The 24,266-nt window shown below is 66.6% G+C and carries 28 protein-coding genes; 14 read left to right on the plus strand and 14 right to left on the minus strand.

The genetic code is table 11. The features are described 5' to 3' along the window. Positions 1-10 precede the first annotated feature (10 nt). Genes PUN51_RS04560 through PUN51_RS04570 form a run of 3 tightly spaced genes read right to left on the minus strand, consistent with a single transcriptional unit; the run spans position 11 to position 2,695 of the window. Positions 11-955 carry a COX15/CtaA family protein gene (locus tag PUN51_RS04560; RefSeq protein WP_224026045.1) on the minus strand — a complete coding sequence of 315 codons (945 nt, stop codon included), beginning with the start codon at positions 953-955 and terminating at the stop codon, positions 11-13. A gap of 7 nt (positions 956-962) precedes the next feature. After that, positions 963-1,730, minus strand: a complete 768-nt coding sequence (locus tag PUN51_RS04565) for an ABC transporter permease (RefSeq protein WP_275180084.1) — start codon at positions 1,728-1,730, stop codon at positions 963-965. Continuing rightward, the gene (locus PUN51_RS04570; protein WP_224026047.1) at positions 1,727-2,695 is read right to left on the minus strand and encodes an ABC transporter ATP-binding protein; all 969 of its coding nucleotides are present in this window, start codon (positions 2,693-2,695) and stop codon (positions 1,727-1,729) included. Before PUN51_RS04570 ends, PUN51_RS04565 begins: the two co-directional genes overlap by 4 nt. 144 nt (positions 2,696-2,839) lie before the next feature. Between PUN51_RS04570 and PUN51_RS04575 the strand changes: the two genes are divergently transcribed. The 6 genes from PUN51_RS04575 to PUN51_RS04600 are packed head-to-tail and all read left to right on the plus strand — an operon-like array spanning position 2,840 to position 7,909. After that, positions 2,840-3,646: a helix-turn-helix transcriptional regulator gene (locus PUN51_RS04575; protein ID WP_275180085.1), complete on the plus strand. Its 807-nt coding sequence runs from the start codon at positions 2,840-2,842 to the stop codon at positions 3,644-3,646. Beyond that, positions 3,646-5,109, plus strand: a complete 1,464-nt coding sequence (gene sufB, locus PUN51_RS04580; RefSeq protein WP_275180086.1) for a Fe-S cluster assembly protein SufB — start codon at positions 3,646-3,648, stop codon at positions 5,107-5,109. Before PUN51_RS04575 ends, sufB begins: the two co-directional genes overlap by 1 nt. Next, complete coding sequence (sufD, locus tag PUN51_RS04585; protein ID WP_275180087.1) at positions 5,109-6,350, plus strand: Fe-S cluster assembly protein SufD; 1,242 nt, start codon at positions 5,109-5,111, stop codon at positions 6,348-6,350. The genes sufB and sufD overlap by 1 nt, the downstream gene beginning before the upstream one ends. A 20-nt stretch (positions 6,351-6,370) precedes the next feature. Beyond that, positions 6,371-6,727, plus strand: coding sequence for a non-heme iron oxygenase ferredoxin subunit (locus PUN51_RS04590; protein WP_159632042.1), 357 nt, complete (start codon positions 6,371-6,373; stop codon positions 6,725-6,727). Positions 6,728-6,769: 42 nt separating this feature from the next. Then, the gene (sufC, locus tag PUN51_RS04595; RefSeq protein ID WP_224026050.1) at positions 6,770-7,564 is read left to right on the plus strand and encodes a Fe-S cluster assembly ATPase SufC; all 795 of its coding nucleotides are present in this window, start codon (positions 6,770-6,772) and stop codon (positions 7,562-7,564) included. A gap of 12 nt (positions 7,565-7,576) precedes the next feature. After that, positions 7,577-7,909, plus strand: a complete 333-nt coding sequence (locus PUN51_RS04600) for a metal-sulfur cluster assembly factor (RefSeq protein WP_110543073.1) — start codon at positions 7,577-7,579, stop codon at positions 7,907-7,909. 142 nt (positions 7,910-8,051) lie between these two features. Here PUN51_RS04600 and ypfJ read toward each other — a convergent pair whose 3' ends face one another. Then, the gene (ypfJ, locus tag PUN51_RS04605) at positions 8,052-8,933 is read right to left on the minus strand and encodes a KPN_02809 family neutral zinc metallopeptidase (protein ID WP_159632040.1); all 882 of its coding nucleotides are present in this window, start codon (positions 8,931-8,933) and stop codon (positions 8,052-8,054) included. 57 nt (positions 8,934-8,990) lie between these two features. Between ypfJ and PUN51_RS04610 the strand changes: the two genes are divergently transcribed. Further along, positions 8,991-10,397, plus strand: a complete 1,407-nt coding sequence (locus PUN51_RS04610) for a class I adenylate-forming enzyme family protein (protein ID WP_275180088.1) — start codon at positions 8,991-8,993, stop codon at positions 10,395-10,397. 4 nt (positions 10,398-10,401) lie between these two features. Continuing rightward, positions 10,402-11,580, plus strand: a complete 1,179-nt coding sequence (locus tag PUN51_RS04615) for a thiolase family protein (protein WP_275180276.1) — start codon at positions 10,402-10,404, stop codon at positions 11,578-11,580. A 22-nt stretch (positions 11,581-11,602) separates the two neighbouring features. On the opposite strand, the gene PUN51_RS04620 is transcribed toward PUN51_RS04615, so the two are convergent. Genes PUN51_RS04620 through PUN51_RS04630 form a run of 3 tightly spaced genes read right to left on the minus strand, consistent with a single transcriptional unit; the run spans position 11,603 to position 13,608 of the window. Then, a complete protein-coding gene (locus PUN51_RS04620) occupies positions 11,603-12,226 on the minus strand; it encodes an energy-coupling factor transporter transmembrane component T family protein (protein WP_275180089.1) in 624 nt (207 codons plus the stop codon). Next, positions 12,223-12,954, minus strand: coding sequence for an energy-coupling factor ABC transporter ATP-binding protein (locus PUN51_RS04625; protein ID WP_275180090.1), 732 nt, complete (start codon positions 12,952-12,954; stop codon positions 12,223-12,225). Before PUN51_RS04625 ends, PUN51_RS04620 begins: the two co-directional genes overlap by 4 nt. A gap of 9 nt (positions 12,955-12,963) precedes the next feature. Then, a complete protein-coding gene (locus tag PUN51_RS04630; protein ID WP_159635519.1) occupies positions 12,964-13,608 on the minus strand; it encodes a biotin transporter BioY in 645 nt (214 codons plus the stop codon). 349 nt (positions 13,609-13,957) lie between these two features. On the opposite strand from PUN51_RS04630, the gene PUN51_RS04635 reads away from it, so the two are divergent. Next, on the plus strand, positions 13,958-14,521 hold the full coding sequence (locus PUN51_RS04635) for a dihydrofolate reductase family protein (protein ID WP_275180091.1): 564 nt from the start codon (positions 13,958-13,960) through the stop codon (positions 14,519-14,521). 36 nt (positions 14,522-14,557) lie between these two features. Here PUN51_RS04635 and PUN51_RS04640 read toward each other — a convergent pair whose 3' ends face one another. Next, positions 14,558-14,758 (minus strand): three-helix bundle dimerization domain-containing protein, encoded by a 201-nt coding sequence (locus PUN51_RS04640; protein ID WP_224026058.1) that lies wholly within the window; start codon positions 14,756-14,758, stop codon positions 14,558-14,560. Between the two features lie 151 nt (positions 14,759-14,909). Here PUN51_RS04640 and PUN51_RS04645 point away from each other — a divergent pair, with 151 nt between their 5' ends. Then, positions 14,910-15,347, plus strand: coding sequence for a VOC family protein (locus tag PUN51_RS04645; RefSeq protein ID WP_275180092.1), 438 nt, complete (start codon positions 14,910-14,912; stop codon positions 15,345-15,347). A 96-nt stretch (positions 15,348-15,443) separates the two neighbouring features. Then, positions 15,444-16,457: a DUF808 domain-containing protein gene (locus PUN51_RS04650; protein WP_275180093.1), complete on the plus strand. Its 1,014-nt coding sequence runs from the start codon at positions 15,444-15,446 to the stop codon at positions 16,455-16,457. Positions 16,458-16,481: 24 nt separating this feature from the next. Here PUN51_RS04650 and PUN51_RS04655 read toward each other — a convergent pair whose 3' ends face one another. Next, positions 16,482-17,546, minus strand: coding sequence for a spore photoproduct lyase family protein (locus PUN51_RS04655; protein ID WP_275180094.1), 1,065 nt, complete (start codon positions 17,544-17,546; stop codon positions 16,482-16,484). Positions 17,547-17,756: 210 nt separating this feature from the next. On the opposite strand from PUN51_RS04655, the gene PUN51_RS04660 reads away from it, so the two are divergent. Further along, positions 17,757-19,355, plus strand: a complete 1,599-nt coding sequence (locus PUN51_RS04660) for an ABC-F family ATP-binding cassette domain-containing protein (RefSeq protein WP_159632029.1) — start codon at positions 17,757-17,759, stop codon at positions 19,353-19,355. Here PUN51_RS04660 and PUN51_RS04665 read toward each other — a convergent pair. The 4 genes from PUN51_RS04665 to PUN51_RS04680 are packed head-to-tail and all read right to left on the minus strand — an operon-like array spanning position 19,352 to position 21,402. Beyond that, entirely contained in the window at positions 19,352-19,828 is a 477-nt protein-coding gene (locus PUN51_RS04665; protein WP_275180095.1) for a YbaK/EbsC family protein, read from the minus strand. The two genes, PUN51_RS04660 and PUN51_RS04665, sit on opposite strands and share 4 nt — an antisense overlap. Positions 19,829-19,831: 3 nt before the next feature. After that, positions 19,832-20,710, minus strand: a complete 879-nt coding sequence (locus tag PUN51_RS04670; protein WP_224026063.1) for an SURF1 family cytochrome oxidase biogenesis protein — start codon at positions 20,708-20,710, stop codon at positions 19,832-19,834. After that, positions 20,711-20,974, minus strand: a complete 264-nt coding sequence (locus tag PUN51_RS04675; RefSeq protein WP_159632028.1) for a hypothetical protein — start codon at positions 20,972-20,974, stop codon at positions 20,711-20,713. Beyond that, complete coding sequence (locus PUN51_RS04680) at positions 20,971-21,402, minus strand: DUF3099 domain-containing protein (RefSeq protein ID WP_275180096.1); 432 nt, start codon at positions 21,400-21,402, stop codon at positions 20,971-20,973. Before PUN51_RS04680 ends, PUN51_RS04675 begins: the two co-directional genes overlap by 4 nt. Before the next feature lie 151 nt (positions 21,403-21,553). Between PUN51_RS04680 and PUN51_RS04685 the strand changes: the two genes are divergently transcribed. Both PUN51_RS04685 and PUN51_RS04690 read left to right on the plus strand, forming a co-directional pair. Further along, positions 21,554-22,279, plus strand: coding sequence for a beta-ketoacyl-ACP reductase (locus PUN51_RS04685; protein WP_159632026.1), 726 nt, complete (start codon positions 21,554-21,556; stop codon positions 22,277-22,279). Between the two features lie 140 nt (positions 22,280-22,419). After that, positions 22,420-23,184 carry an SDR family oxidoreductase gene (locus PUN51_RS04690; protein WP_159632025.1) on the plus strand — a complete coding sequence of 255 codons (765 nt, stop codon included), beginning with the start codon at positions 22,420-22,422 and terminating at the stop codon, positions 23,182-23,184. Positions 23,185-23,261: 77 nt separating this feature from the next. Here the strand turns inward: PUN51_RS04690 and serB are convergent, their stop codons facing one another. After that, positions 23,262-24,155: a phosphoserine phosphatase SerB gene (serB, locus tag PUN51_RS04695; RefSeq protein ID WP_275180097.1), complete on the minus strand. Its 894-nt coding sequence runs from the start codon at positions 24,153-24,155 to the stop codon at positions 23,262-23,264. Between the last annotated feature and the right edge of the window lie 111 nt (positions 24,156-24,266).

A 24,266-nucleotide genomic window follows, 5' to 3' on the forward strand; every position in this document is an offset into this window, starting at 1 on the left:
GCGCTGGAGGCTATTTCACCTTGCTGGACCGCGCGATGTCCCAGGCATTGGTCGAGGCTGCCATGAGCAGCGCCGCGCCGAGCATGTGCGCTGCCACCAGCAACGCCGGAATGCCGTTGTAGTACTGCGTGAACCCGATGATGGCCTGCAGCACGGTAACGCCCAGGAGCATCAGGACTGCCGTCCGGAACGGGCCCGAAATGCGGCGGCGAATGACCAGCACCAAGGCCACCACGGTGCCGGCGGTGACCAGGTATGCCGGCACTGCGTGGATGTGGGAGAACAGGTCCCAGTCGAGGTCGTTGCGGGGAGCGTCGGCGTCACCTGCGTGGGGACCTGCACCCGTGACCACCACACCGAGCATCACGGCCACGGCGGAGAAGAGTGCGACGGCGGCCGTCACCGGACGCAGCACGGCCGGCAGTTCCGCGGGGCGGCCTGCGGGGAAGCGGCCGGTCCGGCCGAAGGCGCGGTTCACCAGCAGGGTGGAGAACACCACCAGGGCCATCGACACCAGGAAGTGCAGGCCCACCACCCACGGGTTGAGGTTGGTGAGCACGGTAACGCCGCCGATGACGGCCTGTGCGGGGATGCTGGCGAGCAGTCCGAGGGCCAGCAGGAAGAGGTCCTTGCGTTCCTTCCGCAGGTTCCACAAGTAGACCAGCATGAGCGCGGCCACGGCGGCCAGCGCGAAGGTCAGGAGCCGGTTGCCGAACTCGATGAAGCCGTGGATGCCCATCTCGGGAGTGTTCACGATCGAGTCCGAGGTGCAGCGGGGCCAGGTGGGGCAGCCAAGGCCTGAGGCCGTGAGGCGGACAGCGCCGCCCGTGACCACCAGAAGCGTCTGGCCGATCAGGGATGCGACGGCGAGGCGGCGGATGCGGACGTCCACCGTGCGGGGGAGCCGCGACGCCAGGCGGCCGGCAAGCTGGGGAAGGCGTGAAGCCGTGGTCACGATTATCTCAATTCCACTTGAACCAACGGATGGCTGCGGCTCCGGCAATGACTGTCCAGAGCAGCAGGATCAGGGCGGCGCCGCCGTTCACGGCCCCGCCCAGGAAAGCGGCGCGCATCGATTCACCGAGGGCGCCGGAAGGCAGGAAATGGACGACGGCCTGCGCCGCGGCGGGCAGCCGTTCGGCCGGGATGACGATCCCGCCCATGGCACCGAGGAGGATCCACAGCAGGTTAGTGATCGCCAGCGTCGCTTCCGGCCGGACGGTTCCGGCCACCAGCAGCCCCAGGGCAGTGAAAGCCGCTGCGCCCAGTGCCAGCAGCGCAAGCCCGGGGAGCCAGCCGGCCGCCGTCGGCTGCCACCCCAGCGCCAGGGCAACAAGGCCCACCACCACTACCTGGAGGCAGAGGACGGCCAGCACCGAGAGAACTTTGCCGGCGATCAGGCCGCCGCGCCCAAGGGGCGTCGTGGACAGGAACCGGAGCACCCCGTAGCGGCGGTCGAAGCCGGTGGCGATGCCCTGGCCGGTGAAAGCCGTGGACATGGCGCACAGGGCCAGGATGCCCGGAACGGCCACGTTGATGCGGCTGGAGCCCATTCCGTCCAGGAAGGGCGTCACCGTCAGGCCGACCAGTGCCAGCAGGGGCAGCACCACAGCCAGGATCAGCTGTTCGCCGTTGCGCAGCATGGTCAGTGCCTCGTATTTGCCCTGCAGGAGGACGCGGCGCAGCAGGGACGCGGGCTGTTGCGTCTCCCGGATCGCTGCGGTACTCATCGGATGTCCTTTCCCGAGATATCCAAAAAGACGTCTTCAAGGCTACGCGCCTGGAGGCTCATCGACGCCGGCATGATGTCCTTTGCTTCCCACCACTGGGCAAGCGCAGAGAGGTGGCGGGGCGTGAGGGCGCCGGTGACGGCGTAGCTGCCCGCGCGGGTTTCGGAGACGTCGACGCCGTCCGGCAGCACGGCAGCCAGGTCCAGCCCGGCGGGTGCTTCGAACACCAGGGTCCGGACGTGCTCGCCGGCATGGTCCGCCACGGGGCTGCGCTGCAGCAGCTCATGGACGGTTCCTTCGGCGACGTTGCGGCCGCCGTCGATGATGTACACATAGTCCGCAAGGCGCTGGGCGTCGTCCATGAGGTGGGTGGTGAGGATGATTCCCATGCCGCCGTCGCGCAGTTCGGCAATCAGGTCGAACACCAGCTGGCGGGACTGCGGGTCCAGGCCGGCGCTGGGCTCGTCCAGGAACAGGACTTCGGGCCTGCCGATCAGGGCTGCCGCAAGTGCCAGGCGCTGCTTCTGGCCGCCGGACAGCCGGCGGACGCTGGTGCGGCTGAAAGTATCGATGCCGAGCCGGCCCACCAGGTCCTGCAACGGCCAGGGGCGGGCGTACAGCCCGGCGATATGCCGCAACAGTGGCAGTGGCCTGGCCGACGGCGGAAGCCCGCCGTCCTGCAGCATCACACCGACGCGGGAGCGCAGGTCGGCGCCTGCCGTGGCGGGGTCCTGGCCCAGCAGCGAGATGCTGCCGCCGCTGCGCTTCTGGAGGCCCTGGGCGCACTCAAGGGTCGTCGTCTTTCCGGCGCCGTTCGCGCCCAGCAGGGCGGTGACCTGCCCGCGCTCCGCGGTGAGGGAGACGCCGCTGACAACCCTGAGCATCTTTCCGTCCAGGCTGGAAAGGGGGCCTACGTCCTTGATGAGCCCATGGATGGACAGGACGGGGGACTGGGGGGATCGCACCACAGTATTCTACGGGATGTAGTATATGGAGCCGTCCGTCAGGAAGGTCCCCTATCCTTGGAGTTTTGCGTGCAGCCGGCCAAGGTCAGCCTGCCCTTACTGGAGCACGGGACTAAATTACGACATGATTGTGTTGTGTATTCCATGACCAACGCTACCGCTGTGCCTGTTGCCGGGCCGGCTCCCGCTGCGTCCGGTCCTGTGGCGGACGCCGACGAGCGCACCCGGGACCGGGTCCTTGCTGCCGTCCTGGAACACGGTCCCGTCAGTGCGGCCGAGTTGGGGGACATGCTGGGGTTCACCCCGGCCGCTGTCCGGCGCCACCTCGACCACCTGTCCCGGGCCGGCATTATCGAGGTCAAGCGGGTTGCCAAGCCGGGAGCAGGTGCCGGCCGGCCCGCACGCCGCTACGTTCTCAGCTCGCAGGGCCAGTCCAGCCTGGGCAATGACTACCTGGACATTGCAGCACTTGCCCTCCAGCAGCTGCAGAAGGTGGCCGGCCCCGACGCCGTACGGGCGTTCGCCGAGGAGCGGTTCGCGGACATGGAACGGCGCTACGCGCCCGAAATGGAAAAAGCCGGTCCGGACATCAGGGACCGCGCCACCGCCCTGTCGGCCGCCCTCAGCCGCGACAACTTCGTGGCATCCGCCGCCTCCATCGAGGCCAAGGCACCCCTGCCCGCGGCGCTTTCCAGCGTGCAGCTCTGCCAGGGCCACTGCCCCATCCAGCAGCTCGCCGCCCGCTTCCCGGTGTTCTGCGACGTCGAAACGGAAGTCTTCTCGAGGCTGGTGGGAGTGGACGTACGCCGGCTTTCCACCCTGGCCCGTGGTGGCCACGTCTGCACCACCCACATTCCCACAGGCAGGCTGTCTGCCAGACCGGCCACCGCGCCGGCGGCAGCCCCCGCCCGCCTGGACGAAGTAACCAACCATCAGCAAGAAAGGCCGTGATGACGGACCAACTATCAGAGAAAGCAGTAGCCGAAAACACTGTGATCTCGGAGATTCTGGAGAAGAATCCCGAGCTCCACGGCATCGGCAACTACGAGTACGGCTGGGCTGACAAGAACGACGTCGGCGCCAATGCACGGCGTGGTCTCGATGAAGAGGTAGTCCGGGACATCTCGGCCAAGAAGAGCGAGCCGGAATGGATGCTCGACCTCCGCCTCAAGGGCCTGAAGTACTTCGACCGCAAGCCCATGCCCACCTGGGGTGCAGACCTCTCCGGCATCGACTTCGACAACATCAAGTACTTTGTCCGCTCCACCGAGAAGCAGGCTGCCACCTGGGAAGATCTCCCGGAGGACATCCGCAACACGTACGAGAAGCTGGGCATCCCGGAAGCCGAGCGCAGCCGCCTCGTTTCCGGCGTTGCCGCCCAGTACGAGTCCGAGGTGGTGTACCACCAGATCCGTGAGGACCTCGAGGCCCAGGGCGTCATCTTCCTGGACACCGACACCGCTTTGAAGGAACACCCGGAGATCTTCCAGGAGTACTTCGGCACCGTGATCCCGGTGGGCGACAACAAGTTCGCGTCGCTGAACACCTCAGTGTGGTCCGGCGGTTCCTTCGTATACGTACCCAAGGGCGTCCACGTCGACATCCCGCTGCAGGCGTACTTCCGCATCAACACCGAGAACATGGGCCAGTTCGAGCGGACCCTGATCATCGCCGACGAGGACTCCTACGTCCACTACATCGAAGGCTGCACGGCGCCGATCTACACCTCGGACTCGCTGCACTCCGCCGTGGTGGAAATCATCGTGAAGAAGGGCGCCCGCGTCCGCTACACCACCATCCAGAACTGGTCCAACAACGTGTACAACCTGGTGACCAAGCGCGCGGTCTGCGAAGCCGGCGCCACCATGGAATGGGTGGACGGCAACATCGGCTCCAAGGTCACCATGAAGTACCCGGCCGTGTACCTCGTAGGCGAAGGGGCCAAGGGCGAGACCCTGTCCATCGCGTTCGCCGGCGAGGGCCAGCACCAGGACACCGGCTCCAAGATGGTGCACATTGCGCCGAACACCAAGAGCTCCATCATCTCCAAGTCCGTTGCCCGTGGTGGCGGCCGCGCCGCCTACCGCGGCCTGGTCCAGGTCCGGGAAGGAGCCAAGCACTCCGCCAACACCGTGCGCTGCGACGCGCTCCTGGTGGACACCATTTCCCGCTCGGACACCTACCCGTACATCGACATCCGCGAGGACGATGTGCAGCTGGGACACGAGGCCACCGTTTCCCGCGTCAGCGAGGAGCAGCTCTTCTACCTCATGTCCCGCGGCATGCCCGAGGACGAGGCCATGGCCATGATCGTGCGCGGCTTCATTGAGCCGATCGCCCGCGAGCTGCCCATGGAATACGCCCTTGAGCTGAACCGCCTCATCGAACTCCAGATGGAAGGATCCGTCGGTTAATGACTGCCGAAGCAACTACCGAGAAGGCGCGCATCGGCGCACCGTCGATCGCCGGTTTCACCGAGGAAGGCGAGCACCTGGTCGCCTCCAAGGTTGACCGCCACCACAGCCACGGCACCCAGGTCATGGCCTCCCGCGCCGAGCGGCTCACCAGCCATGACGTGGCCGACTTCGCCCTGCCCAACGGCCGGGAAGAGGAATGGCGCTTCACCCCGGTGCGCGAACTGGCCAACCTGCTGTCCGATACCCCGTCGGAGGCCGGCGCCCTGAGCCTTTCGGTCGAGGCGCCCGCATCCGTGGTCCAGCGGACCCTTCGCGAAGGTGAGGCCCCCCGTGGCTCCACCCTCGTCCCCGCCGATCGGGCCGCCGTCGTGGCTTCCGCGAACGCCGGCGACGCCCAGCTCATCTCCATCCCTGCGAACGCCGAGTTGGACGAGCCTGTGCGACTGGTCCTGACAGGCAACGCTGCAGGACGCCGTACCAACTCCCACGTGGTGATCCAAGCCGGAGTCAACAGCCGCTCCGTCGTGATCATTGAGCACGACGGCACGGCAGACCACAACGGCAACGTTGAGGTCCTGGTCGGCGAAGGCGCCCACCTCACGGTGGTTTCCCTGCAGCTGTGGGGGGACGACGCCAAGCACCTGGCACAACACGATGCCGAGGTTGCCAAGGACGCCGTATACAAGCACATTGCCGTAACGCTTGGCGGCAAGATCGTGCGCCTGAACTCCAACGTCCGCTTCGCCGGGGAAGGTGCCGAGACGCAGCTCCTGGGCCTGTACTACGCCGATGCGGGCCAGCACCTCGAGCACCGCTCCTTCGTGGACCACAACGTGGCCAACTGCAAGTCCAACGTCCTGTACAAGGGCGCGCTGCAGGGCAAGGGTGCGCACACGGTGTGGGTTGGCGACGTGCTGATCCAGAAGCAGGCTGAGGGAACCGACTCCTACGAGAAGAACCAGAACCTGGTCCTCACCGACGGTTGCCGCGCGGACTCCGTGCCCAACCTCGAGATCGAGACCGGCCTGATCGAGGGCGCCGGCCACGCAAGTGCCACCGGCCGGTTCGACGACGAGCACCTGTTCTACCTGATGGCCCGCGGCATCCCCGAGGATGTTGCCCGCCGCCTGGTGGTCCGCGGCTTCCTAAACGAGATCATCCAGCAGATCAAGGTCCCGGCCCTCGAAGAGTGCCTGACCGAGGCTGTGGAACGCGAACTCGCGGCAATCGACTACTAGGGACAGGCAGGCAGGAACGTATGAGCGGCACACCCAAGGGCGAGCTGGTTTGCAGCGCCAATGACATCCAGGTCAAGCAGGCGCTGCGGATCCTGATCGACGGCTACCCCGTAGCCGTCGTGCGGGATTCAATGGGGGACATCCACGCCATTGGAGACACCTGCTCGCACGCGGACATTTCCCTGTCCGAGGGCGACGTGGAAGGCTGCGCCATCGAGTGCTGGGGCCACGGCTCCCAGTTCGACCTGCGCAGCGGCCAGCCACTGCAGCTCCCCGCCTACGATCCTGTTCCGGTGTTCGCCGTCGAACTCGACGGAGACGACGTCTACGTGGACGTCACCAACGTTTTGAACGGCGCAGCAGTAGACAACTACTGAGCGCCCGCAGCATCAGACTTACGAGCGAAAAGAAAGAAGAGCATGTCAACTCTTGAGATCAAGGACCTGCACGTCAGCATTGAGACGGAGCAGGGCACCAAGGAGATCCTGAAGGGCGTCAGCCTGACCATCAGGACCGGCGAGACGCACGCCATCATGGGCCCCAACGGCTCCGGCAAGTCCACCCTGGCCTCCACCATCGCCGGCCACCCCCGCTACACCGTCACCAGCGGCACCATCACGCTGGATGGCGAGGACGTGCTGGCCATGAGCGTTGACGAGCGCGCCCGTGCAGGCGTCTTCCTGGCCATGCAGTACCCGGTAGAGGTTCCGGGTGTCACCATGACCAACTTCCTGCGCACCGCCAAGACCGCAATTGACGGCGAAGCACCCAAGCTTCGTACCTGGACCAAGGACGTCAAGGATGCCATGGAGAAGCTGCGCATCGATGCCGACTTCGCCCAGCGCAACGTCAACGAAGGCTTCTCCGGCGGCGAGAAGAAGCGCGTGGAGATCCTCCAGCTGGAACTCTTCAAGCCCAAGTTCGCCGTCCTGGACGAGACCGACTCCGGCCTGGATGTCGACGCGCTGAAGATCGTCTCCGAGGGCGTCAACCGCGCACACTCCGAAGGAAACATGGGCACGCTGCTCATCACGCACTACACGCGTATCCTGCGCTACATCAAGCCTGAATTCGTCCACGTGTTCGTTGATGGCCAGGTTGTCGAGGAGGGCGGCCCCGAGCTGGCCGACCGTCTCGAGGAAGAAGGCTACGACCGTTACGCAAAGGGCGCCGGCGCAGCTACCATCGCGGCCGAGGCCGCAGTACAGGCCTAGTTAGGACTTGTCATGACCGAAATCAAGCCGGGCCGTACGGCCCTGGAGGACGTCGAAGAGGCGCTCAAGGACGTCATCGATCCTGAGCTTGGCGTTAACGTGGTGGACCTCGGGCTGCTGTACGGCCTGAAGTACTCCGATGAGGACGGCGCGCTCCTGATCGACATGACGCTCACCACCGCCGCCTGCCCGCTCACCGATGTGCTCGAGGAGCAGGTGGGCCAGGCCCTGGACGGCGTTGTGGACGACTGGCGCCTGAACTGGGTATGGATGCCGCCATGGGGTCCCGAGCGGATCACCGATGACGGCAAGGACCAGATGCGGGCCCTCGGCTTCAACATCTGACAAACCTGAAGTACGACGACGGCCGGTCATCTTCTCCACGAAGGTGACCGGCCGTCGTCGTTGGCTCATCGATTGCTCCGTAAATGTCGTTATGACCTCTCAAAACGGCAATTACCCAGCAATCGATGGGGGGTGAGCCGGGTTAGAGGGTTGCGGCGCTGAACGTGTCGCACTGGTTGATGTCGCCGGACTGGTAGCCCCGCGAGAACCAGCGCTGGCGTTCCTCGCTGGAGCCGTGCGTCCAGCCTTCGGGGGAGACGCGGCCGGTGGCGGCCTTCTGGATGCGGTCGTCACCCACGGACGCGGCGGCGGACAATGCGTCGTTCACATCCTGCGGGGTGAGGGGCTCCAGGTACGGCTGTCCCGTGGCCGGGTCCGGCGTGGTGGAGGCGTACTTGGCCCACAGTCCCGCGTAGCAGTCAGCCTGCAGTTCGGTGCGGACGGAACCGGACTCGGGTCCCTGCGGATCCTGCTGCGCCCGCTTCAGGTCACCGAGCAGGTTCTGGACGTGGTGGCCGAACTCGTGCGCCACCACATACTCCTGCGCCAGGGGGCCGCCGGAGGACCCGAAGCGGTCCACGAGTTCCTGGAAGAACCCGGGGTCGAAGTACGCCGTGGTGTCCGTGGGGCAGTAGAAGGGGCCCACCTCGGAGGTCGCGGAACCGCATGCGGTGTTGGTGCCGCCGCTGAAGATGACCGCTTCAGGCCGGGGGTACTGCACGTTGTACTGCTTCAGGTAGCCGGGCCAGAAGGCGTTAAGGCTGTTGACGGTGCCCGTGATCCGGCAGTCCAGCCTCGCGTCGGCGTCAGCGCCGGTGCTGCAGGCCGGCGCCGTACCCTGTGACTGCCCGGCGTTGCCGCCGTCGGTCAGGCCCCCGAGCAGGTTGGGGTTGATGCCCAGGAGGAGGGCAACCAGCAGGACCAGGCCGCCGCCGATGCCGCCGCCCACTTTCACCCCGGTGCCCATGCCCCGGCGGTCCTGGACCTGCGAGGGATCCAGCTGAACGTTGTCATTGAAACTCATAACGTCACATTACCCGCGGGCCGGGCCCTCAATCCGCCCGGCCGGTAAAGTTGATCCGTGCCTTTCCTCGACAAGCTCCAGCGCTGGGCCGGGCAGCGGCCGCACGACACCGCCGTCGTGATCGCCGGACGCCGCCTGGACTGGGAGCAGCTGCGGGACGCCGCCGCTGAACTGGTGGCCGGGACCACGTCCGTCACGGCGCTGTGCGAGGCCAATTCCGTGGACTTTGCCGTGAAATTCGCGGCCGCCGTGGCGGGCGGCCGGCAATGCGCCGTCCTGGATCCGGCGTGGTCCGCCCCGCTGCAGGAAGACATCATCCGGCGGGTGGAAGCATGCGCCGGTCCGGCCCCGGTGTCCCCGGATGACCAGTTGGCGGACGGGCCGCCGGACTCCAGCTTCCTGATCGGCCTCACCTCCGGGACCACGGCCGTACCCAAGGCGTTCACCCGCTCCCGGCAGTCCTGGCAGCAATCCTTCGACGCCTCGATCGAGTTCTTCGGGCTTCGGCAGGATGACGTCACCCTGGCACCCGGTCCGCTGGCGGCCAGCCTGAACCTCTACGCCCTGGCTGAGTGCCTGTACGCCGGTTCGGAGTTCCAGACGCTGGAGACGTTCGACGTCGGCGACGTCCATGCGGCCATCACCCACGACCGGGTCACCCGGCTGGTCCTGGTGCCCACCATGCTGCGGATGCTCAGCGAACGCGGAATGACCGGATGCGTCGATGCCTCCGGCGTGCGGACCATCATCTGCGCCGGTTCCAAGCTTGATGCCCGCACCCTCGAAGCGGCCAGGCGCTGGGCTCCCAATGCCACCATCTACGAGTACTACGGCGCCTCCGAACTGAGTTTCGTCTCCGGCCTGGGCCTGGCCCCCGGCCAGGCTGCGACCGCCGGCGGCACCGGTATCGGCCGGCCGTTTCCAGGGGTCGACGTCCGGATCCTCGATGACGACGGCGCACCCGTCCCCGACGGCGGCTACGGCAACATCTGCGTCCGCAGCGGCATGGTGAGCAACGGCTACCTGTGGGGTGACGACGGCGAAGCGCTGCGGTCCTTCGGCGACTGGTACACGGTGGGGGACCAGGGCTACCTGGCGGACGGTGAGCTGCACATCCTTGGCCGGCGTGCCGACATGATCCTTACAGCGGGGAGGAACGTCTACCCGCACGAGGTGGAACTGGCGCTGGCCGCCGTTCCCGGGGTTGCGGCAGCTGTCGCCGCCGGGATGGCCGATGACTTGCGCGGCCAGCGTGTGGTGGCTGGTGTGGTGCCGTCCCACGGCGGAATTTCTGCCACCCAGCTGCGGGCCGGACTGGAGGACATCCTGTCCCGGCACAAGCGGCCCTTGCAGTACTACCTGCTCCAGGAGCTTCCCACCACGGACCGCGGAAAGGTCAGCCGGAACCTCCTGCTGGAGTGGATCAACGCCCGCGACCCCAGGGTGCGTGCCCTTGGCGCCTGACCTGCTGCCGCCTGACCTCCTGCCGCCCGAACGCCAGCCGGTCATCATCGCCGCGCGCCGGACCCCCGTGTGCCCCGTCAACGGCGCCCTGCGGAACCTGCGCGCCCACGAACTCCTGGCTCCGGTCCTCCGGAAGCTGGTGGCCGAAGTGCCGCTGGATCCCACGTCCGTCACCGACGTCGTTATCGGCAACGCCGTGGGCGGGGGCGGGAACGTCGCGCGGCTTGCCCTGCTGGAGGCGGGACTGCCGGCCGGCGTGCCTGGGATCACCGTTGACCGGCAGTGCGGTTCAGGCCTGGATGCAATCGTCCTTGCCGCCCGACTGGTGGCGGCCGGCGGCGGACCACTGTATTTAGCCGGTGGAGTGGAGAGCACCAGTACCGCGCCACTGCGGGCGCACAGGAAGGACGACGGCGGCCCGGAGTTTTACCGCCGCGCCCAGTTCGTGCCGGACAGCTTCGGGGACCCTGACATGGGCGTGGCCGCGGAAACGGTGGCCGAAGAGTACGGTGTTGCCCGCGAACGCCAGGATGACTTCGCGCTGGCCAGCCACCGGAAAGCCCTCGCTGCCATCCGGGACGGACGCTTCATGGACGAACTCGTGCCGCTGGAGACCCCCGCGGGGACCGTCTCGTCGGACGGCGGCCCGCGGGCCGGCCTGACCCCTGCAGTCATGGCACGGTTCCCTGCCGCCTTTGTGCCAGGAGGAACTGTCACCGCCGGAAACTCCTGCTTTGACGCCGATGCTGCCTCCGCCGTCGTCGTAACGTCCCTTGCACGGGCGCGCCAAATGGGGGTGCCTGATGGCCTGCTGGTGCGCGGCACGGGTACCGCCGGGGTGGCTCCGCAGGTGCTCGGGATGGGCGCTGTTCCGGCTGCGCGGGGTGTGTTGGCTGCTGCAGGCGTGAAAGCGGACGAGGTGGACCTGGTGGAATTCAACGAGGCGTTCGCTTCGCAGACACTCGCGTGCCTCGACCAGCTGGGCATCGCTCCCGGCCGGGCAAACCTCGACGGCGGGGCGCTGGCGCTGGGGCACGCCTACGGGGCGTCAGGTGCCGTGCTGGTGACCCGGCTGCTGGCCCAGGCGCGGCGGGCGGACACCGAGGGTGCCCTGGGTCTGGCGATGATCAGCATGGCCGGTGGCATGGGCACGGCGGCGCTCCTGGAATACCGGCGGCTGTAACGCCGCCTGGCGTCCCAGCCGGTCAGTCTTCCGCTTCGCCCAGGCCGCGGGCGGCCAGTGCCTCCCCTGTTTGGCGGGCGTAGGCCACGGACGTGATGAAGACCGGCAGGACCAGCGCGCGCGGGTTGCGCTCCAGTCCCCGGGCTTTGGCTGAGTCGCGCACGTCGGCGAAGGTGCCGGCGATGAAGGGAATGCTGCGGAGCATGATGCCGATGGTCAACGCGAAGCGTTCGGGATCGGCGCCGAACCTTTTGAAGGGCCGCGCCAGGTGGACCACACCGTCCAGGAGCCGCTGGATCGGCGTGGTGGCTGTGAGCAGGGAAGCTGCCACGACGCAGACCATGATGTTCAGCACGATTCGGCCCGCCGTGGGGCCGCCAAGCTGCCACCACTGGAAGAGTCCGATGACCAGGAGCACGGGGGCCAGCGGGCGGACGGCGTGCCACAGCCGCTTCACCCCCGCGCCTGTTGCGAGGAACAGGCCGCAAAGGACGGCCAGGATCAGCCCGGAGATCCGCCAATCCACGATGAGGAAGGAAAGCAGGCCAGAACCGATAACCAGGAGGAACTTCAGGGCCAGCGGCGCCCGGTGTACCAGTGAGGTGCCGGGCACGTAGTTTGCCAGGAGGAAGCCGTGGCCCCTCATGTGGAATCCCGCACTGTGGCGTCGAGTCCCTGCAGGCACCATGAGCGGTAGGCCGCCACCGCATCCGCCGGGGCGCCGTCGAAGGCGACGCGGCCCTGGTCGATGACCAGGACCCGGTCCATGTCCAGCGCCAGGTCAAGGTCGTGGGTGGACATGATGATCTGCTGGTCCAGGTCCGCCAGGGTCCTGCGGAGCAGCTCGCGGTTGCGCAGGTCAAGGAGGGTTGAGGGCTCGTCCAGCACCAGCACCCGGGGTTGAACGGCAAGCACGGCGGCGAGCGCCATCAGCTGCCGTTCGCCGCCGGACAGCTCGTAGATGCTTTGGTCCGCCAGGTGCAGCAGGCCGAGGCGTTCGAGGGCTTTATCTGTCAGCCGCCGCCGCTCCACACCGTTCTTCGTTGAACGGCGGAGGGACAGTTCCACGTCTTCCCGTCCGGTGGGCATCACCAGCTGGGAGATGGGATCGGTGAAGACGAACCCCACGTTGCGCCTGACCTTCCGGACGGCACCTACTGTGTCGTCGCCGTCGACCGTGACGGTGCCGCTGGTGGGCTGGACGAGTCCGTTGATGAGGCGCAGCAGCGTGGATTTGCCGGATCCGTTGGCGCCGATGACGCCCACCCGGGCTTCGTCCAGCCTAAGGCTGACTGCGTCCAGGAGGACCTTGGGCTGCGGGGAGTCTTCACTGTCGACGGCGACACCCACCTGTTCAAACGTTACTGCCGGCATGCGTTGTCCCTAGGCGCTTTGGGTGGGCTGGGTGCGGCGGCGCACGCGGCGGACCAGCACGTCGGGGAAGGCCCGGTGCAGGGCGACGGCGACGGCGGCGGCGAGGAGATTCTTGATGATGTCTCCCGGGTAGAAGACCAGGTCGCTGAGGAAGGCCTGCTCCAGGGTGGCCTTGGAGTTGAGGGCAATTCCCAGGACGCCCAGCGTGTGCACGAAGACAACGCTCGTGACCGTGGCGGCCAGGAAGAACCACAGGGCGCGTGCCTTCGTGGTCCGCCGGATGACCACAGTGGCCAGCCAACCCACCACGGCGGCGGCGATGGGGAAGGCGATGATGTAGCCGGCCGAGGGCCCGGCAAGGATGGCCAGGCCACTGCGGCCCTGGCTGAAGATGGGCAGGCCGGCCAGGCCCAGGAGGGTGTAAAGTCCGACGGCGGCGAATCCGCGGGCGGGGCCCAGCACCAGGCCGGTGAGCATCACGGCAAGGGTCTGGAAGGTGATGGGGACGCCGAAGCCGTTCAGGGCCAGTCCCGGCACCAGGGCTGCGCCGGCAACGAGGGCGGCGAAGACGGCGATCAGTCCCAGATCGGTGCCGTTCCAGCGGCGGCGCTCCGTCCGTTTGCTGGTTTCTGTGGTGGTCTCGGTGTTGCCCATGATGGTCCTGTCGGGGTTGTACAAGCGGAATCTAATGTACAGCCGACGCTACCGGGGCGGAACAGGGACCATTTTGTAGGGGTCCTACTAAGGGAGCGTGTGAGTGCTTTCGGGTGGGCACAAGCGGGCCGCGCCGCGCTATCCGTCCCTTGTCATGGAGCGGAGCACGGCCCGGAAGCCTGGACTGACGTGGACGGTGAGCGTGCCGTCGTCCGACATTCCTGCCGTAGAGCTGGCAGTGGCTGTTCGGCGGGCTGCCGGCTGGGCTTGATCCCCGGAGCGACGGCCCAACCGAACACGAACTCTGCTGGTCTGTACAGAGGCTGCCGGCGCACGGGAGACTGGCGCCATGCGGAAACTGACCTACGCCATGAATGTGAGCGTTGACGGGTACATCGCAGCGCCCGGCGACGACCTTGGCTGGAGCGTACCGAGCGATGAGCTGTTCCAATGGTGGTCCGACCGGGTCGCAGCGACGGGCCTGGCACTGTACGGCCGCAAACTCTGGGAGACCATGAGCTCGCACTGGCCGACCGCCGACCAGCAGCCTGGCGCCACACCGGCGCAGATCGAGTTCGCCCACCGCTGGCGCGACATGCCAAAGGTGGTGTTCTCCTCGACGATCAGCACTGTCGACTGGAATGCACGCCTGGTCACCGGCGATCCGGTCGCCGAAATCATCCGCCTCAAGGCCGGCGAGGGCGGTCCCATGGACATCGTCGGTGCCACACTCGCCGCGGCGGCCATGCGGGCCGGGCTGATCGACGAGTACGTGACCGTCACGCATCCGGTCCTGCTGGGAGGCGGCACACCGTACTTCACGGCCCTGGAAGGAAGGATGAACCTGGGCTTGGTAGAGACCCGGACATTTCCCGGTGGCGTGGTCCTGACCAGGTACCAGGCCACGCGCTGAGTTCCCCGGATGGATTGGGACGTCCCGAAATCACCTTTACAGCAGTCCGCCTTCCAGACGCTTGGTGGCAGCGCGTTCCACAAGGATGGGTACCAAGCTCCGCACGGGGCCGGCGTTGAAGGCGGAGTATTCCTCGCAGACGGCGTCTTCGACGTCCGTCCGGGAACGTCCGGGAAACCTGCCCGCAAGCGTGTTGATGACGGATATCAGTGCTTGTTGTTCCTCACCGCGCTCCATGCCCACCTCTTCGTCGAAGTCCCACTTAACTAGCCTGCCTAGTATTTAGGGTGGCAAGCAAAAAGTCCAACGCCAGGGTGCCGCACCGCGCCCGCGTCCGGTGGTGGGCAGGCCTCGACCCGGACAATGCGGGCTTGGTACCGTGTGGCCCATGCCCATCAAACTCGAGAATGTAGGCATCGCGGTCCGCGATTTGGAAGAGGCGATCGCTTTCTTTACCGACCTGGGGCTCACTGTCCTGGGCCGGCAGACTGTGAGCGGGGAATGGGCCGATACCGCCGTCGGACTCGACGGCAACCACGCCCGGATAGCCATGCTCCAAACACCGGATGGCAAGGGCCGCCTCGAGCTCTTCGAATACATCCACCCCGACGCGATCGAGACTGAGCCCACCCTGCCCAACGAGATCGGCATGCACCGCGTTGCCTTCTCCGTTGACGACATTGGCAACGCACTTGAGATCGCCGCAAGGCACGGCTGCCATCCCCTGCGTGGCGTGGCAACATACGAAAACGCCTACAAGCTCAGCTATGTCCGGGGCCCCAGCGGCATCATTGTGATGTTCGCGGAGGACCTGACGAAGGGCTGAGCCTGCAGGCGGGCTGCAATATACTCCGAATATGCCCATCACGCACCCAGCCCCCAATGCTCAACGCCCTGACCACAAGATTCGCGGGGGCCAGCTGTGAGCGGCGGCCTCGTAGCCCTGCTGGATGACGTCGCAGCCCTGGCCCGCATCGCGGCAGCATCAGTGGATGACGTCGCCGCCGGTGCAGCCAAGGCAGGGGCCAAGGCCGCCGGGGTAGTCATCGACGACGCCGCGGTCACACCGCAGTACGTCTCAGGTGCGGACCCGTCACGCGAACTGCCGATGATCAAGAAGATCTTCTGGGGCTCCATCCGGAACAAGCTCCTGATCATCCTGCCCGCCCTGCTGCTCATCAGCGCCTTCATCCCCTGGATCATCCCGTTCATCCTCATGCTCGGCGGCACTTACCTCTGCTACGAGGGCGCCGAGAAGGTCTGGCACAAGCTCCGCGGCGGCCACCACGAGGAGGACGAAGCGCCGGCGGTGGAACGCGGGCACGACGCCGAGGCCAAGGTCGTCAAGGGCGCCATCACGACCGACTTCATCCTGTCCTGCGAGATCATGGTCATCTCCATGAACGAGGTGGCCACAGAATCCATCTGGGTCCGTGCGTTCATCCTGGTCCTGGTGGCGTTCGCCATCACCGTGCTCGTGTACGGCGCCGTCGCGCTCATCGTCAAGATGGACGACATCGGTGTGCACTTGGCTGCCAAGGACTCTCCCCGCTCCAAGCGCTTCGGGAGGTTGCTGGTCACGGGCATGCCCGCCGTGCTGGCCACCATCACCTTCGTCGGAACGATCGCCATGCTGTGGGTTGGCGGCCACATCATGCTGCAGGGCGCGCATGACCTCGGCTGGCACGCACCCTACGACCTGGTCCACGCGCTGGAGCACCCGGTGGCAGGGGTCGCGGTTGTCGGCGGTCTTTTGGCTTGGCTCGTCAACACCCTGTGCTCAACGGTCGTCGGGCTGGTCTGGGGCCTCATCGTCCTGGCGGTGGTGGGCCCGCTTCTGAAAGTGCTGCCGTTCGGCAAGGCCAAGGGCGGCCACAATGAGGCGGCCGCGTCTGCCGGGAATGGCGGCCACGGGCCCGCCGAGCCAACAGGCTGACAGGTGCCGCACCGGCCGCGCGTTTCAGAACGCGTAGCGGATGCGGCAGTACGGTGCGATGTCCTGGATCAGCCCGGTCAGCTGCCGCACGTAACCGGCCTTGGCCCGTGACCGGTAGCGGACGTTGTTGAAACCGTTGGACGAGGTTTTTGATTCCTGGAGGTCTGGGCGCCACAGGACGTTCTCAGCCTGCGGATGCCAGCCCAGGTTGACCTCGTGCAGCTGCTCGTTGTGGGTCAGGAAGATGACCTCCGCCGCGAGCTGGGCCTTGGCTGCCTCCGTCAACGTCGCATCGAGTTGGCGGAGCAGCGCTTCCCAGTCGGCCAGCCAGGTGTCGGTGATGACGACGGGGGAGAAGTTCACATGCACTTCGTAGCCTGCGTCGACAAAGTCATTGATCGCGGCCAGCCGTTCCGCGACCGGCGACGTCCGGACGTCAATGGACTTGGCCAGGTCCGCCGGCATCAGGGAGAAGCGGATCCGGGTGTGGCCGCCATGGTCCCACGCCAGCATTTCCCGGTTGACGAATTTGGTGGCGAAGGACAGCTTGGCGTTGGGCAGTTCGCGGAAAAGCCCCACAAGTTCCTCGACGTTGGGGCTGAGCAGCGCATCCACTGAACAGTCGCTGTTTTCGCCGATGTCATAGACCCACAGTTCCGGGTCGCACTGGTTGGGCTCCAGCTTGAGCCCCTGGCGGGTGGCGTGCCGCTCCAGCGTCGCAGCGATCTGGTCGATGTTGGCGAACATCGTTATTGGATTGCTGTAGCCCTTGTGCCGCGGAACGTAGCAGTAGGCGCACGCCATGGCGCAGCCGTTCGCAGTGGAAGGTGCAATGAAGTCCGCCGAGCGCCCATTGGGTTTGACGGTCAGCGACTTTTTGATCCCCAGGACCAGCGCTTCCGTTTTGATCCGGGACCAGCGCGGCACGTTGGTTTCGTCACCGTGCAGGTCCGGGATGTTCCAATGGCTGTCTACCAGTACGACGTCGGCGTCAGGCCAGCGCGCGACAATCTGCTGGCCACGGGGCAGCTCCAGGGCGGCTGGCTGTGCGTAAATACGCCGGATCTGGAGCAGCCGATCGAATTCCATGACCCCATTCTGCTTGAACCTCCGGGGCGCAGCCGGCAGTTAAGCCCACGGCGCCATCACCGGACGGCCGGAAGTTTCTGCTGCTGAAACTGGCGTGGCCCGCCGGACGGTAGACTGGATTGTGCCGTTCTCCGGCCACTCTGCCCCAGCGTCCCTTCGCACACAGTGCGCGGACCGTGGCGTTCCCTGTTGTGAAAGGCCTTACCTGCTGTGATTACTGTCCAGGATCTTGAACTGCGCGCCGGTGCCCGGCTCCTCATGGACCAGGTGAGCTTCCGCATCGACAAAGGGGACAAGATCGGCCTGGTGGGCCGGAACGGCGCAGGCAAGACCACGCTGACCCGTGTCCTCGCGGGCGAAGGCCTGCCCGCCGCCGGCAAGGTGACCCGCAGCGGAGAAATCGGGTACCTGCCCCAGGACCCGCGGACCCCCGACATGGAACAGCTGGCGCGTGACCGGATCCTTTCCGCCCGCGGCCTGGACATCGTCGTCGGCAAACTGCGCAAGGCGCACGACGAAATGGCGAGCGAGGACGCCGACGTCCAGCGCAAGGCCATGAACCGGTACGACCGGCTGGAATCCGAGTTCCTCGCCGCGGGCGGCTACGCGGCCGAGGCCGAAGCAGCCTCGATCTGTTCCAACCTTGCCCTCCCGGACCGGCTGCTGAACCAGCCGCTCAAGACGCTCTCCGGCGGCCAGCGGCGCCGCGTGGAGCTGGCCCGCATCCTGTACTCGGATGCCGAGACCATGCTCCTGGACGAACCGACGAACCACCTCGACGCCGACTCCATCGCCTGGCTGCGGGACTTCCTGAAGAACCACCAGGGCGGCCTGATCGTGATCAGCCACGACACCGACCTGCTTGAAGCCACCGTCAACAAGGTGTTCCTGCTGGACGCGAACCGCGCCCAGATCGACTTTTACAACATGGACTGGAAGCGCTACCTCCTGCAGCGGGAAACTGACGAGCGGGCCCGGAAGCGTGAACGGGCCAATGCCGAAAAGAAGGCGCAGGTCCTCATGGACCAGGCCAACAAGATGCGGGCCAAGGCCACCAAGGCTGTTGCCGCGCAGAACATGGCCAAGCGTGCCGAACGGCTCCTCAGCGGACTGGAAGCTGTCCGTGAGCAGGACCGCGTGGCAGCCCTGCGGTTCCCCGACCCCTCACCCTGCGGCAAGACCCCGCTCACCGCGGACGGGCTCAGCAAGTCCTATGGGTCGCTGGAGATCTTCACCGACGTGGACCTGGCCATCGACCGCGGGTCCAAGGTGGTCATCCTTGGCCTCAACGGTGCCGGCAAGACCACCCTGCTGCGCATGCTCGCCGGTGTGGACACCCCTGACACCGGCGAGGTCATCCCGGGCCACGGCCTGAAGGTGGGCTACTACGCCCAGGAGCACGAAACCCTGGACCACAACCGCACCGTGCTGGAGAACATGCGCTCGTCCGCGCCGGACATGAAGGACGCCGAGGTCCGCGGCATCCTGGGCTCATTCCTGTTCTCCGGCGACGACGTGGACAAGCCCGCAGGCGTACTCTCCGGCGGTGAGAAGACACGCCTGGCCCTGGCCACCATCGTGGCCTCAAGCGCCAACGTCCTCCTCCTCGACGAGCCCACCAACAACCTCGACCCCGCCAGCCGCGCGGAAATCCTCGGGGCGCTCCGGAACTACACCGGCGCCGTCGTGCTGGTCAGCCACGACGAAGGTGCTGTCGAGGCCCTGAACCCCGAACGGGTCGTCATGCTTCCGGACGGCGTGGAAGACCTCTGGAACGAGGACTACCTGGACCTGATCACCCTGGCCTAGCGCACCGTCAGTTCCAGTGCCCCGGTGATGCGGAGCAGGTCCTGGTAGGTGATGCTGAACATCGAGTTGTGGTCACCTGCCCCGGCCCACAGCAGCCCGTGGGCCTGCAGGGTTTCATCCAAAAGTGTCCTGATTCTCTTCGGGTGGCCCACCGGGGCGACCCCGCCGACCTTCTGTCCGGTGTGGTCCAGGACGAATGCGGGGGAGGCCCGGCGGATTTTGCCGGCCCCGAGCCGGGCCGCAACCAGCGCCGTATCAACACGGGCCGCACCGCTGGCGAGGATCAGCAGGGGTTCGCCGCCGACGTCGAAAATGAGGCTGTTGGTGATGGCGGCAAGATCGCATTCCAGCGCCTGGGCCGCGGCGGCTGCCGTGGGCACCCCCGCGGAAAAAGTCCGCACGGTGTCGCCGACTCCGGCCTCGACCAGCGCGGCGCGCACCAAGGCGACCGGACCGCCGTCGTGCTTCTCCACGTCCTAGTACCCCTGCGCGTCCAGGAGGGCGTCTTCTTCCTCCTCGGCCGTCGCCTTCTTCCGCTTGCGCGGCGGTGCGGGCTGGCGCCGGGCGGCCTGGACGGCGGAGTGGACCGCTCCGTCCAGTTCCGGCTCGTCCTGGTCCTCGGCGTCGATCGCTGCGTTACGCGCCTGCTGCCGGGCCGCGTAGCCGAAGCCCACGAACATCAGGACCCCGAAAGCGAACCACTGCAGCGAGTAGGACAAGTGCGTCCCCTCGTCAGTGGACGGTTTGGGGAAGGCAACCGGCATCTCCGCCGGCGCCGGCGTTTCCGAGGCCAGCTGGCCGTACGCACCCGTCATCAGGGGATAACCCAGCTGCGCTGAGTAGGTGGGAAGGTCAATGGATGCCAGCTGCCCCTCGGGCGCCCCGCGCTGCAGCTCCGGCTCACCATGCTTCAAACGGACGACGGCGGTCACGTCACCGGAGGGCGGGGCGGGCACGGAGTCAGGGCTGCCTGGATTCTTGTTGCCGATGGGCAGCCAGCCGCGGTCGATGACAACGGTTTCGCCCGTGGTGAGGCGGAACGGGACCACCACCTCGTACCCGGGCTGCCCATTGAGCGGCCGGTTGCGCACAACCCGCTGCCCGGCGGCATCGTAGGAGCCTTTCAGCTCGACCTGGGTCCATTCCTTGGCCGGGTCCAGCTGGGTGAACTGGTCCCGTGCCTGGGCGAACGGAATGGGAGCCGCCGAGTAATTGCTGACGACGCGGTTGATTTCGGCCAGGGTCTCGGCGCGCCGGTCCATCTGCCAGCGGCCCAGGAAAACGCACGCGGTGGCAAAGATGGCGGCCAGCAGGAGATAGCCCAGCCACTTGCTGGAAAAGAGGAAACGGTACATTCAGATGTCCTGCTCCAGGGGGGCGTCCCCGGCGGCTTCCAGCGGGAGCGTTTCCTTCCAGAGGCCACGCGTCTGCAGGTAGTCCTCCAGCCAGTCCCGGTGGTCGGCGCAGGCCAGCCAGGTTTTGCGCCGCTCAGGAGCATGGATTTTCGGGTTGTTCCAGAGAAGCTGCCAGGACGCCTGGGCCCTGCACGCCTTCCTGGAGCAGACGGCGGCAGCCTCCGATGCCACGTCCGTTCCCGCTGCGAAATCGAAAATGCTCATGATGCCTGCCGCTCCTCCCCTTGCTCCGGGTCCTCGTCCTTCACCAGTTCGCCCTGCAGCACGGCGCTTCCCGGTTCCTCATCCGCCACTGGAGGGGCAGGGCTTTCCAGCTCGGCCAGCGGCGCGGAATCCAGCAGCAGGTCACTGGGCGTTTCTGCCTTGTCGCTGCCGTTGGCAATCACCACGGCGAACCACGGCAGGAAGACCGCGCCCGCCACCGCAATGATCTTGAACCAGCCGTCCACCACGAAAATGAGGATCAGGCAGACCATGCGGATGCCCATAGCCAGGGCGTACTTAATCATCCGCTGGCGCATATCCTCCGAATGCGCGGCGGCGGCATCCGTAATGTTGTGGACCTCGGTGTCGCCGGAGAACCGGCCCGGTTCTTCGGGCGCCGGACGTCCCGCATGGTTTTCAAGGGTCACGGTGAATGATCACGCTCCAAAGGCTTCCCTTAATTCTCGCACCATCGGCAGTGCTGCCCAAACCCGCGGCAGGGCTGCCGCTAAGATCGGTTCCAGCCAAACCACACCCTCTACCGCGGCGCAGCCTGCCGCAGAATTCCGGAGCACCTCCATGACTGAAGCAGTTACCGCACCGCGCAGCGTCCTCATCACCGGCGGCAACCGCGGTATCGGGCTGGCCATCGCGCAGGCGTTCCTCGCCAACGGCGACAAGGTGGCTGTGACCTACCGCAGCGAAACCCAGCTGCCGGAGGGCATCCTCGGCGTCAAGGCGGACGTCACCGACGAGGCTTCCGTGGATGCCGCCTTCAAGGAAGTGGAAGCGGCCCACGGTCCGGTGGAAGTCCTCGTGGCCAACGCCGGCATCACCAAGGACACCCTGCTGCTGCGCATGAGCGAGGATGACTTCACCTCAGTGATCGACACCAACCTGACCGGCGCCTTCCGCGTGATCAAGCGTGCGTCAAAAGGCATGATCCGGCTGCGCAAGGGCCGCGTGGTCCTCATTTCCTCGGTCTCGGGCCTGTACGGGGCGCCGGGACAGATCAACTACTCCGCCTCAAAGGCCGGCCTGGTGGGCATCGCCCGCTCCCTCACGCGCGAACTGGGCTCACGCGGCATCACCGCCAACGTGGTCGCACCCGGCTTCATCAACACGGACATGACCGCAGAACTCCCCGAGGCCACCCAAAAGGATTACCTGGCCAGCATCCCCGCCGGCCGTTTCGCTGAGGCGGCCGAGGTGGCCAACGTGGTCCGCTGGATCGCCAGCGACGAAGCCGCGTACATCTCCGGTGCCGTCATCCCCGTGGACGGCGGCCTGGGCATGGGCCACTGACCCTTCGGCCTCCGCCGCTGCAGCAAACTAGCCCCGCGGTCCTTATTTGTCGAAGTCAGACAACGGATATTGACCATGGCCGCTGGCATGATGGACTGCAGGCCACAACGATTTAGATGTTTCGAACAAAGGAAGCTCGTATGGGACTGCTGGACAACAAGACGGCGATCGTCACCGGATCATCGCGGGGCATTGGCGCCGACGTAGCCAAGATCCTCGCCTCGGAGGGTGCCGCCGTCGTGGTCAACTACCGCCAGAAGGCACCCCGCGCCAACAAAGTGGTGCAGGGCATCGAGGCCGACGGCGGCCGGGCCGTCGCGGTCGGCGCGGACCTCACCACCCAGGAGGGTGTGCAGGCCCTGGCCAGCGCCGCCATGGAGAACTTCGGGTCCCTGGACATCCTGGTCCTGAACGCCTCCGGCGGCATGGAGACCGGGATGGGGGAGGACTACGCGCTCAAGCTGAACCGCGACGCCCAGGTGAACATGCTCAACGCGGCGGTGCCGCTGATGAAGGAAGGCTCGCGCGTGGTCTTCGTGACCAGCCACCAGGCCCACTTCATCAACACCGTCCCCACCATGCCGGCCTACGAGCCGGTGGCCCGCAGCAAGCGCGCCGGCGAGGACGCACTCCGGGACCTGATCCCCAACCTGGCGGAGAAGGGCATCTCCCTGGTGGTGGTGTCCGGCGACATGATCGAGGGCACGGTCACCGCCACGCTCCTGGACCGCTCCACCCCGGGCGCCATCGAAGCGCGCCGCGCCGAAGCCGGGAAGCTGTACTCGGTGGAGGAGTTCGCGCAGGTTGTTGCCGGAATGGCAACGGCCGACGTCGAGTCCGGCCACACGGAGTACGCCGGCGGTGCCGACTACTTCGGCAAGAGCGCCGGGCAGGCTTCCAGCTAAGCAGCAGCGGGCAGATGGCCCCCGCCGCCGGGTAATCCGGCGGCGGGGGCCGCTTTGTTATGGGGCGTTGCGGGGGCTCAGACCCCGGCGATGTGGCGGACGGCGTCCAGGTATGGCATGTTCAGGGCGGCGTCGGCCACGGCGCGGACAGCGGGCTTGGCGTTGAAGGCCACCCCGATCCCGGCGGCGCCCAGCATGTCCAGGTCGTTGGCGCCGTCGCCCACGGCGATGGTATGCTCCAGCGCGATGCCCTCGGCGGCAGCCCACTCCCGCAGGTACTTTTCCTTGGCTGCCCTGTCCACGACCGCGCCCAGCACCTTGCCGGTCAGCGCGCCGTCGACGATTTCCAGCTCGTTGGCCTGCCAGTAGTCCAGGCCCAGGTCCCCGGCAATAGGCTCCAGGATCTGGTTGAAGCCGCCGGACACCACAGCCACCGTGTGGCCGGCGGCTTTGAAAGTGGCCACGAGCTGATCGGCACCTTCGCTGAGCTTCACTTCTTTGCGGACGGAATGGACGACGTCGGCGGGCAGCCCCGCGAGCACCGCCACCCGGGCGTGGAGGCTTTGGGCAAAATCGAGTTCGCCGCGCATGGCAGCTTCCGTTACGGCCGCCACTTCCTCGCGCTTGCCGGCGTACGCGGCCAGGAGTTCGATGACCTCCTGCTGGATCAGGGTGGAGTCCACATCCATGATCAGCAGCTTGCGGGCCGCAGAGCGGAGCCCGGAGGGCACCAGGGCCGTGTCAAAACCATCGGTTGCGGCATCCGCCACAGCCCGGCGGAGGGCGGCCAGGCCGGCCGCGGTGGCGTCGGGAAGGGCCAGGTCAAGAACCTGGACCCCATACCGGCTGTCACCGGCGGAGGATTCAGACAGCAGCTCTGCGCCGTGTGACGAAAGGACGGAACGCAGCTGCTCCAGCCCGGCGGGGGTCATATTCAGGCCATAGCTGACCGCAGTCACGTTCGAAGTCATGCCTGCAATCTTAGTCAGCGCGGGTGGGGTGTCCTGAATTCGTTGCGGGCGGCCGCGGCGAGACCCTTTAGGGAGCCTTCACACCGGTTATCAGTCATCTTCTTTTTTGTC

It is taken from the genome of Arthrobacter sp. NQ4 (assembly GCF_029077345.1).
GTDB lineage: Bacteria > Actinomycetota > Actinomycetes > Actinomycetales > Micrococcaceae > Arthrobacter.